Source organism: Neorhizobium sp. PAMB6716 (assembly GCF_058242805.1).
Map to the genome: position 1 here is coordinate 256,637 of NZ_CM177835.1, position 11,723 is coordinate 268,359.

General features: G+C 60.5%; 11 protein-coding genes. 10 read left to right on the forward strand and 1 reads right to left on the reverse strand.

From position 1 onward, the window contains the following. Nucleotides 1–60 precede the first annotated feature (60 nt). The 3 genes from AC4CWH_RS01215 (at nucleotide 61) to AC4CWH_RS01225 (ending at nucleotide 3,286) form a co-directional block, all read left to right on the forward strand. Nucleotides 61–1,071, forward strand: coding sequence for an ABC transporter permease (locus tag AC4CWH_RS01215; protein WP_491320053.1), 1,011 nt, complete (start codon nucleotides 61–63; stop codon nucleotides 1,069–1,071). 75 nt (nucleotides 1,072–1,146) lie between these two features. Then, nucleotides 1,147–2,091: a substrate-binding domain-containing protein gene (locus tag AC4CWH_RS01220; RefSeq protein WP_491320054.1), complete on the forward strand. Its 945-nt coding sequence runs from the start codon at nucleotides 1,147–1,149 to the stop codon at nucleotides 2,089–2,091. A 142-nt stretch (nucleotides 2,092–2,233) separates the two neighbouring features. After that, nucleotides 2,234–3,286: a sugar phosphate isomerase/epimerase family protein gene (locus AC4CWH_RS01225; protein ID WP_491320055.1), complete on the forward strand. Its 1,053-nt coding sequence runs from the start codon at nucleotides 2,234–2,236 to the stop codon at nucleotides 3,284–3,286. A 265-nt stretch (nucleotides 3,287–3,551) separates the two neighbouring features. Here the strand turns inward: AC4CWH_RS01225 and AC4CWH_RS01230 are convergent, their stop codons facing one another. Beyond that, a complete protein-coding gene (locus AC4CWH_RS01230; protein WP_491320056.1) occupies nucleotides 3,552–4,187 on the reverse strand; it encodes a CatB-related O-acetyltransferase in 636 nt (211 codons plus the stop codon). 194 nt (nucleotides 4,188–4,381) lie between these two features. On the opposite strand from AC4CWH_RS01230, the gene AC4CWH_RS01235 reads away from it, so the two are divergent. The 7 genes from AC4CWH_RS01235 (at nucleotide 4,382) to AC4CWH_RS01265 (ending at nucleotide 11,708) form a co-directional block, all read left to right on the forward strand. Next, complete coding sequence (locus tag AC4CWH_RS01235) at nucleotides 4,382–5,554, forward strand: Gfo/Idh/MocA family protein (RefSeq protein WP_491320057.1); 1,173 nt, start codon at nucleotides 4,382–4,384, stop codon at nucleotides 5,552–5,554. 249 nt (nucleotides 5,555–5,803) lie between these two features. Further along, nucleotides 5,804–7,177, forward strand: coding sequence for a GH1 family beta-glucosidase (locus tag AC4CWH_RS01240; protein WP_491320058.1), 1,374 nt, complete (start codon nucleotides 5,804–5,806; stop codon nucleotides 7,175–7,177). A gap of 67 nt (nucleotides 7,178–7,244) precedes the next feature. Further along, the gene (locus AC4CWH_RS01245; RefSeq protein WP_491320059.1) at nucleotides 7,245–7,997 is read left to right on the forward strand and encodes an EAL domain-containing protein; all 753 of its coding nucleotides are present in this window, start codon (nucleotides 7,245–7,247) and stop codon (nucleotides 7,995–7,997) included. Nucleotides 7,998–8,150: 153 nt separating this feature from the next. Beyond that, nucleotides 8,151–8,783, forward strand: a complete 633-nt coding sequence (locus AC4CWH_RS01250; RefSeq protein WP_491283822.1) for an NAD(P)H-dependent oxidoreductase — start codon at nucleotides 8,151–8,153, stop codon at nucleotides 8,781–8,783. 371 nt (nucleotides 8,784–9,154) lie between these two features. Continuing rightward, on the forward strand, nucleotides 9,155–10,222 hold the full coding sequence (locus AC4CWH_RS01255; protein ID WP_491321322.1) for a methionine ABC transporter ATP-binding protein: 1,068 nt from the start codon (nucleotides 9,155–9,157) through the stop codon (nucleotides 10,220–10,222). Next, nucleotides 10,212–10,880: a methionine ABC transporter permease gene (locus AC4CWH_RS01260; RefSeq protein WP_491283823.1), complete on the forward strand. Its 669-nt coding sequence runs from the start codon at nucleotides 10,212–10,214 to the stop codon at nucleotides 10,878–10,880. Before AC4CWH_RS01255 ends, AC4CWH_RS01260 begins: the two co-directional genes overlap by 11 nt. A gap of 48 nt (nucleotides 10,881–10,928) precedes the next feature. Beyond that, nucleotides 10,929–11,708, forward strand: a complete 780-nt coding sequence (locus tag AC4CWH_RS01265; RefSeq protein WP_491320060.1) for a MetQ/NlpA family ABC transporter substrate-binding protein — start codon at nucleotides 10,929–10,931, stop codon at nucleotides 11,706–11,708. Nucleotides 11,709–11,723: the final 15 nt, after the last annotated feature.

Consider the following 11,723-nt stretch of genomic DNA (forward strand, 5'->3'; position numbering starts at 1 on the left):
GAACAAGACGACGAGAGGCAGACCGCCGGATGCGGGATCTGCCGGGGAGCCAGAGAACACATGACGAGCGACACTCAAGAGGACGTAAAGCTGCGCCGGGCCAGAACCTGGCGCGATATCGATCTTCGGGCCGTGGCCCCGTTTGCAGCGCTGTTTTTGCTGCTCATCGTCGGCGCCATGGTCAACCCGAACTTCATCGGGCTGAACAACCTCTCCAATGTCGCGACCCGCTCGGCCTTTATTGCCATCATCGCGGTCGGCGCCACCTTCGTCATATCCTCGGGCGATCTCGATCTCTCGGTCGGCTCCATGGTGGCGTTTGTCGCGAGCATCATGATCCTGTTCATGAATTCCGGCGTGATTGCCGATCCGGGGCTGATGCTGCTGGCCGCCATGGTGCTGACGCTCGTCATCGGCTCGCTTTGCGGGCTGGTGAACGGCCTCATCACCACACTCGGCCGCATCGAACCGTTTATCGCAACGCTTGGCACCATGGGTATCTATCGCGGCTTGACCACCTGGCTGAGCCAAGGCGGTGCCATTACGCTGCGCTCGGCCGAACAGCAGGCGCTTTATCGGCCCGCCTATTTCGGTTCGGTGCTGGGGCTTCCGGTGCCGATCCTCGTCATCCTCATCGTCACCGCAATTGCAGCCTTCATCCTCTATCGCACCCGTTATGGCCGCCACGTGACGGCCGTGGGGTCCAGCCGGGATGTCGCGCGTTATTCCGGCATTGCGGTCGACCGGGTGCGCACGATGGCCTTCATCATCCAGGGGCTCTGTGTGGCGATTGCCGTGCTGCTTTACGTGCCACGCCTCGGCTCCACATCGGCGACCACGGGCATGCTTTGGGAATTGCAGGCAATTACCGCCGTCGTTGTCGGCGGTACGGCGCTGAAGGGCGGCGCGGGCCGCGTCTGGGGCACCATCTGCGGCGCCTTCATTCTCGAGCTTGTCGGCAACATCATGCTTCTGTCGAATTTTATCTCGGAATACCTGATCGGCGCCATTCAGGGCACGATCATCATCATCGCAATGCTCGTCCAGCGCTCGCTGGCGCGCAAAACGTGACCTGACCGGGCCTTCGGGGTCGCCCGGTCTCTGTCGAGAACCAAGATCCTGGACACAATGGGAGGAGAACAGGCAATGAAGAAAAGTATTTTGGGACTGGCCTTGGCCATGTCGACGGTGTTCGGCGCCGCGCACGCGGCGGATACCAAAACCATCGGCGTTTCCATTCCGGCCGCCGACCACGGCTGGACGGCCGGCGTCGTCTACCATGCCAATCGCGTGGCAGAGCTGCTGATGAAGGAACATCCGGGTCTCAAGGTCGTCGTCAAGACCTCGCCGGATCCTGCAACGCAGGCAAACGCCCTGCAGGATCTGGAAATCCAGGGCATCGATGCGCTCGTCATCCTGCCGACCGATCCGGATCCGCTGGTCAACGCCATCAAGGAAGTGAAGGGCAAGGGCACGTTCGTCTCCATCGTCGACCGCGCCCCGTCCGTCAACGACAACTCGGTGCGCGATCTCTATGTCGCCGGCAACAACCCGGCGCTTGGCCAGGTGGCTGGCGAATATATCAAGGCCAACACGCCGGAAGCACAGGTTGTCATCATCCGCGGCCTGCCGATCCCGATCGACCAGCAGCGCCAGGACGGTTTCGACAAGGGCATTGCCGGCTCTAAGGTCAAGGTGCTCGACCGCCAGTTCGGCAACTGGAACCGCGACGATGCCTTCAAGGTCATGCAGGATTACCTGACCAAATACCCGAAGATCGACGTGGTCTGGTGCCAGGATGACGACATGGCTGTCGGCGTGCTGCAGGCCATCGAACAGGCCAAGCGCACCGATATCAAATATGTGGTCGGCGGTGCCGGCTCCAAGGACATGATCAAGAAGGTCATGGACGGTGACAAGATGATCCCGGTCGACGTTCTCTATCCGCCGTCGATGGTGGGCACGGCGATGGAACTGACGGCGGCTGCCATCTACGACCAGGTTCCCGTTCACGGCACCTATACGCTGGATGCGACGCTGATCACCAAGGACAACGCGAAGAACTACTATTTCCCCGATTCGCCGTTCTGATCCAAAAACCTTTCCGCTGACTGCGCTGCCCGGGTTTTTCCCGGGCAGATGTTTGCCGCCTTCACATTGCGGTTGTGTCGAAATTCCATCTCCTGTAATCGTTTACGGAAACGTTGCAGGAAGACTCTAGGGAGGAGAATTCATGAAGACGATCAAGGGCCCCGCCATCTTTCTCGGCCAGTTCGCGGGCGATGCCGCACCGTTCAATTCCTGGGATGCGATCACCAAATGGGCCGCCGACAAGGGGTATGCCGGCGTGCAGGTGCCGACCTGGGCCGGCCAGCTGATCGACCTCAAAAAGGCATCGGACTCCAAGGATTATTGCGACGAGTTCGCCGGTGTCGCGCGTGAAAACGGCATCGAGATCACCGAGCTTTCGACCCATCTGCAGGGCCAGCTTGTTGCCGTGCATCCGGCCTATGACGAGGCGTTTGACGGTTTTGCAGCGCCGGAAGTGCGCGGCAATCCTAGGGCACGGCAGGAATGGGCAGTCGAGCAAGTGAAGATGGCGCTGAAGGCGTCGCATCATCTCGGCATCAAGGCGCATGCCACCTTTTCCGGCGCGCTTGCCTGGCCCTACATCTATCCGTGGCCGCAGCGCCCGGCAGGTCTTGTCGAAACTGCCTTCGATGAGCTGGCCCGCCGCTGGAAACCCATCCTCGATTTCGCCGACGAGCAGGGCGTCGACGTCTGTTATGAAATCCATCCCGGCGAAGACCTGCATGATGGCGTGACGTTCGAGATGTTCCTTGAGCGCGTCGGCAACCATGCCCGCGCCAACATGCTCTACGATCCCTCGCATTACGTGCTGCAATGCCTGGATTATCTCGACAATATCGACATCTACAAAGACCGCATCAAGATGTTCCACGTCAAGGATGCGGAGTTCAACCCGACGGGCCGGCAGGGCGTTTATGGCGGTTATCAGGGCTGGGTGGGCCGTGCCGGCCGCTTCCGCTCGCTGGGTGACGGTCAGGTGGATTTCGGCGCGGTGTTTTCCAAGCTGACGGCCAATGATTTCGACGGCTGGGCCGTGGTCGAATGGGAATGCGCGCTGAAAAACTCCGAGGATGGTGCGCGCGAAGGCGCCGAATTCGTCAAGGCGCACATCATCAAGGTCACCGACAAGGCATTTGACGATTTCGCTGCCGGTGGCACTGATGACGCCGCTAACCGGCGCATGCTGGGGCTTTGATCCAAAGACTGCCCAACCCTCTCTCCGTAAGCGGGGAGAGGCAACGCAGAACACGACACTGCCGATGCATCGAATGTCGATGCAGGCAGGAGACGGCGCGGCATATCCCTTCTCCCCGTCCTGACGGGGAGAAGGGTCCGCAGGACGCAGCCGGATGAGGGGCCGTCTGATCGGAACAAGGAGGACACCCATGACCATTAAGGCAGGCAGACCGCGAGCGCCTATCGCAAAAGCGCACCGTGTCCTTACGGGTGCCTGACGCATGTCAGCACACGGCCTCCAGCGCATCGATGTCACCCCGTTCCAGAAGCGGCAGATGAGCCTCGACCTTGTCCAGCGGCCAATCCCACCAGGCGATCTGCAGCAATCGGGCAATAACATCGTCGGGATAACGCATGCGGATCAGCCGTGCCGGATTTCCGCCGACGATGGCGTATGGAGGCACATCGCGCGTCACCACCGATTCCGCCGCCACGATCGCACCATGACCGATGGTGACGCCGGACATGATCGTGGCATTGTGGCAGATCCAGACATCGTGCCCGACGATGGTATCGCGGTACGGCAGGTCGGCATAACCAAAAGTTTCCGGCCTGAAGATGCGGAACGGATAGGTCGTGACGCCCCCCATGGGATGGTTTGCATCGGCACTGATGAAGTAACTGCCGCGGGCGATCTGGGCATAGCGCCCGATGACCAACTTTTCCCGGCTGGTGGGGAAGAGGTAAGGCGCAAGAATGCCCGCCGTTTCCTCAACCGTTCCCGAATGAGTGAAATAGCTGAAGTCGCCGATCTCCATCCGGGGATGGGTAACCGCATGTTTAAGGTGGACGGTATCTTTATAGATGGTGCCGTCGGGAAGCGTGATGGGATGCACGGCATCCGTGTTCAGAAGGGGCATGACAGACCTTTTGTCCTGAGTTTTTCAGCGCGCCGCAGACTGTTGCCGGCGCGCGATGGAGCGGTTCAGGAGCCTCAGCGGAGGCGGGTCTTCGTGTTCATTGCCGTTCTTCCTTCTGCAGGCTGCAAGACTAACCGAGATCGGGCCCGAAGGCTACTTTAGGCTTTTAAAAAAATCCAAGGAGGAGAAAAATCATGACCATCGAAGCCAGCAAATCCGAACAACGTGCGGCAAAAATCCGTCTCGGCATGGTCGGTGGTGGGCAGGGGGCGTTTATTGGCGCCGTGCATCGCATGGCAGCGCGGCTGGACGATCATTATGATCTGGTGGCCGGTGCGCTGTCTTCCACGCCTGAAAAATCGCTCGCCTCGGGCCGTGATCTCGGGCTTGACCCAGAGCGTTGCTACGGCTCGTTCGAGGAGATGGCTGAGAAGGAAGCGGCCCGCGAAGACGGCATCGAGGCTGTCTCCATCGTGACGCCGAACCACGTGCATTTTGCCGCCGCCAAGGCCTTTCTGGAACGCGGCATCCACGTGATCTGCGACAAGCCGCTCACCTCCAATCTGGAAGACGCCAAGGCGCTGAAGGACGTGGCAGACAAGGCAAGCGCGCTTTTCATCCTCACCCATAATTATACCGGTTATCCCATGGTGCGCCACGCGCGCGAACTGGTCGCAAGCGGCGAACTCGGCGATATCCGTCTGGTGCAGATGGAATATCCGCAGGATTGGCTGGCCGAACCGGTGGAACAGACCGGCGCGAAACAGGCCGTCTGGCGCACCGATCCGGCGCAATCGGGCGTCGGCGGCTCCACCGGCGATATCGGCACGCATGCCTATAATCTCGGTTGCTTCATCTCCGGGCTGGAGCTGGATGAACTGGCAGCCGACGTTCACACGTTTGTCGAGGGACGCCGGCTGGATGACAATGCCCATGTGATGTTGCGTTTCAAGGGTGGGGCCAAGGGTCTGCTCTGGTGCAGCCAGGTGGCGACCGGCAATGAAAATGGCCTTAAAGTTCGCATCTATGGCACGAAGGCTGGCATCGAGTGGACGCAGGCCGATCCGAACTATCTCTGGTTCACACGGCTGGGGGAACCCAAGCAGTTGATCACTCGCGGTGGTGCCGGCGCCGGTTCATCTGCTGCCCGCGTCACCCGCATTCCGAGCGGCCACCCGGAAGGTTATCTCGAAGCTTTTGCGACGATCTATTCGGAGGCCGCCGTCGCCATCCAGGCGGCGAGATCCGGTGCGGCGGTTGATCCGGCGGTGATCTATCCGACCGTGGATGACGGTGTGAAGGGCGTCGCCTTCGTCACGGCCTGCATCGAAAGCGGCAAAAAGAATGGCGGCTGGGTGAAGGTGTAAGGCGGGTGTTCGCGTGATCTTAATCAGGGGCGTCGGGCTGAAGGTTGAAGGCAGCCCCTCACCCTGTCCTTTACCGGTAAAGGATGAGGGAACTGCGTCTCCAGGCAGGGAATTGTGAATGAAAACTGCAACGTTGCAGTTTTTAATATCACCCTGTCTTCCCGCGCAAATGCGATTGGTCTAAACCTCAGCGGGAGTTTCAAGGGCGCGCTCCAGCGCCTGTCGCCTGAAATGTGAAGGGAAATCTGCATGATCGATGCAAAAACGCTGGCCGCCCGGTTTCCCGGAGATTTCCTCTTTGGTGTGGCAACCGCTGCCTACCAGATCGAGGGCGCGACCAAGGCCGATGGCCGCAAGCCGTGCATCTGGGATGCCTTTTCCAACATGCCGGGCCGGGTGTTCAACCGCGATAATGGTGATATCGCCTGCGATCATTACAACCGGCTGGATGAGGATCTCGATCTCATCAAGGAGATGGGCGTCGAGGCCTACCGGTTTTCCATCGCCTGGCCGCGGGTGATCCCTGAGGGTGTCGGGCGCATCAACGAGCCGGGGCTTGATTTCTATGACCGGCTGGTTGATGGCTGCAAGGCGCGCGGCATCAAGACCTATGCAACGCTTTATCACTGGGACCTGCCGCTGGCGCTGATGGGCGATGGCGGCTGGACGGCGCGCGCCACATCTTATGCCTTCCAGCGTTATGCCAAGGTGGTGATGGCGCGGCTCGGTGATCGGCTGGATGCGGTCGCAACCTTCAACGAACCCTGGTGCTCCGTGTGGCTGAGCCACCTCTACGGCGTGCATGCGCCGGGCGAAAAGAATATGGAAGCGGCACTTCACGCGCTGCATTACACCAATCTCGCCCATGGCCTGGCCGTCGAGGCGATCCGCCATGTCAGCCCCACTGTGCCGGTGGGCCTTGTGCTGAACGCCCATTCGGTCGTTGCCGGTTCAGAAGCTAAGGCCGATACGGCCGCCGCCGCGCGCGCCTTCGATTTCCACAACGGCGCCTTTTTTGATCCGGTCTTTAAGGGCCACTATCCCGAAAGCCTTGTGGCAGCACTCGGAGACAAGATGCCTGTCATCGAGGATGGCGATCTGGCCGTCATCAGCCAGAAGCTCGATTGGTGGGGCCTCAACTATTATACGCCGATGCGCGTTGCCGATGATGCAACTGTTGGCGCCGAATTTCCGGCAACCGTGCCGGCCCCCTTCGTCAACGAGGAAAAGACCGATATCGGCTGGGAGATCTTTCCGTCTGCGATGACCGACATGGTGGCGGATCTTTATCGTCGTTACGATCTGCCCGACATGTACATTACCGAAAACGGCGCCGCCTATAACACGGGCGTGGTGGATGGCGAGGTGGATGACCAGCCGCGGCTGGATTATTACGCCGCACATCTTTCGGCCGCTGCCGATCTCGTGCGTGATGGTTTTCCGCTGAAGGGCTATTTCGCCTGGAGCCTCATGGATAATTTCGAGTGGGCGGAAGGGTATCGCATGCGCTTCGGCCTCGTGCATGTGGATTACGAGACGCAGGTGCGCACAGTGAAAAAGAGCGGCAAGTGGTACCGCGATCTGGCCGAACATTTCCCGAAAGGTAACCATAAGTTGCCATAACGGGTAAGGGCGGCTGGAACTTCGCGCATGTGCCCTCGTTTCGCCAGCGACAGCAGGGAGAGCGATAATGGCGACAGGATGTGTGGCGTGCAGGGATGGCAAGGCGTTTGACCAGCCGTTTTCCATGGCCTTCCAACCGATCCTTGATCTGACGAGCGGCAACGTTTTTGCGCAGGAAGCCCTTGTGCGCGGCCCCGCCGGGGAAGGGGCGGGCCATGTTCTGTCTGCCGTCACCGATACCAACCGTTATGCTTTCGATCAGCAATGCCGGGTGCGCGCACTGGAGCTTGCCGCCCGCCTGTCGCCGCAAACATCATCGCCGCAGAGGCTGTCGATCAATTTCATGCCGAATGCCGTCTATGAGCCGCGCGCCTGCATCCGGCTGACGCTGGAAACGGCCGAGCGTGTCGGCTTTCCGCCGGATCGGATCATTTTCGAATTCACCGAAAGCGAACGCGTCGATACCGATCATCTCCTCGCCATCCTCACCACCTATCGCTCGATCGGATTCATGACGGCAATCGATGATTTCGGCGCCGGCCATTCGGGTCTCAATCTCCTGGCACGTTTCCAGCCGGATATCGTCAAGCTGGACATGGATCTGATCCGCGCCATTGACCGGGAACCGGCCAAGCGCACCGTGGTGCGTCACACGCTGGCGATGCTTGCCGATTTCGGCATAACACCGGTTTGCGAAGGCGTGGAAACAGTCGGCGAACTGTCTGTCCTGCGCGATATGGGGGTTGAACTCGTGCAGGGTTATCTTCTGGCAAAGCCCGCCTTCGAACATTTCGTCATGCCAGCGGTCCCGGCGGTCTGACGCCGCCTCGCCCTCTTTTGCCTCCCCCTTTTGACCGGCTCCGGGTGGTTTTCAAAAGCGGCCCCCCTTGCGTGGAACATTGGCGTCTTTATCTAGGCCTTGGCCCCCATGTCCTCCCGCAGGGGCCAATACATTTCAAGGAAAGCCCGCTTCATGCTGCTCGAAAAGCTCAACTGGCGTTACGCCGCAAAGAAAATGGACCCCTCCAAGGCGGTCTCCGAAGACAAGGTGGCGCGCATCGTCGAAGCCGCCCGTCTGGCGCCGACCTCCAGCGGCCTGCAACCGTTCGAAGTCATCGTCGTCACCAATCCGGATGTGCGTGCAAAAATCCAGGCGGTCGCCTGGAACCAGGCGCAGATTACCGATGGTTCGCATCTGCTCGTGTTTGCCGCCTGGGACAATTACACCGCCGAGCGCATCAACACGATGTTCGACCTTGTCAACAAGGAGCGTAACGTCACCAACGAAGGTTGGGAAAACTACCGCAAGATGCTGCTCGACACCTATCCGCCGCGCGATGCGGAGGTCAATTTTGAGCACGCCGCGCGCCAGGCCTATATCGCCTTCGGGCTTGCCACGGCCCAGGCTGCCTTTGAAGGCGTCGACGCCACGCCCATGGAAGGTTTTGAACCTGCCAAGGTCGATGAAATCCTCGGCCTTCGCGCGCGTGGCCTGCGCTCGGTCACCCTCCTGCCGCTCGGTTATCGCCAGGCCGATGGCGATTGGCTGGTCAACCTGAAGAAGGTCCGCCGCCCAACGGACGAGTTCGTTTCCTACGTGAAGTGAAACCGGCGGCGCCGCGGAGAAATTCACGGCGCCAATGCACCAGGCGCGCATTTATATTCTCTCCGTTGCGCCTTTCGGGAAAAAGCATCCCTCGGATTCTCCAGCGCCGGATGTCATAAGCTGTCTCACGGTTTGCACCACAGGCAGACCACCCCATCAAAGTGCGTTTTCGAAAGAGGTTCAGGGATGTTGGAGCGACGTCTGATGCGTCGAATGTGTTGCCGGCTTTAAAGCCGGCTGACGCCCCCATCCCGATGGGCCGTAGCGCCTTGCCTTTCTGCGGAAAGCCTCATCTCCCCCAAGAGTTTTGCATGCACACTGTTTCAAATCCGCCGGCGCCCGGGCGCGCCGTTTTACCCTCCGGCGCCGAGATGGCCCCGCCTGTCGCCGCAAGCCCCATGGTTTCCTTCCGTGGCGTCACCAAGCGTTTTGCCGATCGCGGCAGCAAGGGGGAGTTTATCGCTCTCGCCGGCGTCGATCTTGAAGTGCCGAAAGGTGCCATCACCGGCATAATCGGCCGCTCGGGGGCGGGAAAATCGACGCTGATCCGGTTGGTCAACGGGTTGGAAATCCCGACATCCGGCAGTGTGCTGGTCGATGGCGTTGATGTCGGCGGGCTTGACGAGACGAACCTGCGCGGGCTTCGCCGTCAGGTCGGCATGATTTTTCAGCACTTCAACCTGCTGTCGTCGCGCACCGTTTATGGCAATATCGCGCTGCCGCTTGAAATCGCCGGCCTGTCGCGCGCAGCGATCAAGGCGCGCGTGGCGCCGCTCATCGATCTCGTCGGCCTCTCCGACAAGGCGGGCCGTTATCCGGCGGAACTGTCCGGCGGCCAGAAGCAGCGCGTCGGCATTGCACGCGCGTTGGCCACAGAGCCGAAGCTGCTTTTGTCGGATGAGGCAACGTCGGCGCTCGATCCGGAAACCACCCAGTCGATCCTTGATCTCCTGAAAACCATCAACCGCGATCTTGGCCTGACGGTTCTGTTGATCACCCACGAGATGGAGGTGGTCAAATCCATCGCCTCCGAAGTGGCCGTCATCGACAAGGGGCTGATCGTCGAAAGCGGGCGCACCTTCGATGTGTTCACCCGGCCGCGCCACGAAACAACGCGGGCTCTGCTGTCGGGGCTTCCCGGCACAAAACTTCCCGATGCCATCACTCGGAGATTGAAGGCGGACGGCGGCACTGGTGACCGGATCTACACGCGCCTCACCTTCTTTGGTGCAACGGCCGAACAGCCGCTGATCGCGCGCCTGATGAGCGAGCTTGGCGCCGAGGTCAACATCATCACCGGCACGATCGATGAGATTGCCGGCGAACCTTATGGGTCGCTGGTCGTCTCCTATAGCGCCGACCCTGCGGTGCTTTCGCGCGCCGAAGCGTTTTATGCCCAGACGGGCCTGTCGACGGAGGTTTTAGGTTATGGCGCCTGACATGCTTCTTGCCCTTCTCTGGAAGGCGCTCGTCCAGACGGTTCACATGGTTGCCGTCGCTGGCCTCATCGGCACGCTGGTCGGACTTCCGATCGGCGTTTTCCTCGCCAATAGCGGCAGGGGCGAACTGTTTGCCGCCCCCATGGTCAACCGCATCGTTGGCCTCATCGTTAATGCGACGCGCTCGACGCCCTTCATCATTCTGGTCGTGGCGATCATTCCCTTTACCCGGCTGGTTGCCGGCACCTCGATCGGCACCAGTGCCGCCATCGTGCCGCTGACGCTGGCCACCATTCCCTTTGTCGCCCGCCTCATCGAAGCGGCCATCCGTGAGGTGGACCGGGGCCTGATCGAGGCAGCCCGTGCCATGGGTGCAAGCCGCTGGCAGATCGTCACCAAGGTGCTGATTGCCGAGGCCCGTCCCGGCATCACGCTTGCGCTCACCCTGACGCTGGTCAGCCTCATCGGTTATTCGGCCATGGTCGGCGCCGTCGGCGGCGGCGGGCTTGGCGATCTCGGCATCCGTTACGGCTATCAGCGCTTCATGCCGGAGGTGATGGCAGCCGTGGTGGTGGTGCTGATCCTTCTCGTCCAGGCGGTGCAGAGTGCTGGCGACGCGCTGGCGCGCCGTTTTGACAAGCGCAACCGCCAGACCTGATTTTCCAGAACAAGACCAAGACTTTCAAATCGTCCCAAGGAGAACACCATGAAGACGCTCATTCTCGCGGCCTCCCTTGCCGCTCTCATTTCCGCCGGCTCGGCGCTCGCCGAAACCATCAAGATCGGCGTCACCCCCGGTCCGCACGCGCAGATCATGGAACAGGTCAAGAAGGTCGCTGCCGAAAAGGGGCTGGACCTCGAGATCCTCGAGTTTTCCGATTATGTCGTTCCCAATCAGGCACTGGCCGATGGCGACCTGCAGGCCAATTCCTTCCAGCACCAGCCCTATCTCGACAACCAGGTGAAGGATCGCGGTTTTGATCTGGTCAGCGTCGGCCAGACGGTCAACTTCCCGATGGGCATCTATTCCAAGAAAGTAAAGAACCTGGATGAGTTGAAGGACGGCGCCTCGGTCGCCATTCCGAACGATCCCACCAATGGTGGCCGCGCGCTTCTGATCCTTGCCGACAAGGGCCTGATCAAGATCCGCGATGGCGCGGGCCTCAAGGTCTCGCCGGCCGATGTGGTCGAAAATCCGAAGAACATCACCTTTGCCGAACTGGATGCCGCCCAGCTGCCGCGTGCGCTCGATGATGTCGATGCCTCTGTCATCAACACCAATTATGCGCTGGAAGCAGGGCTTGACCCGGCCAAGGATCCGATTGCCCGCGAAGGCGAAAAGGCCCCTTACATCAACGTCATCGCGGTGCAGGCAAAGAACAAGGATGCCGCCTGGGTGAAGACGCTGGTGGAATCCTATCACAGCGCGCCGGTGAAGCAGTTCGTCGCCACCCAGTTCAAGGGCGCCGTCCTCGCCGCCTGGTAAGACAAAGACGTCAAA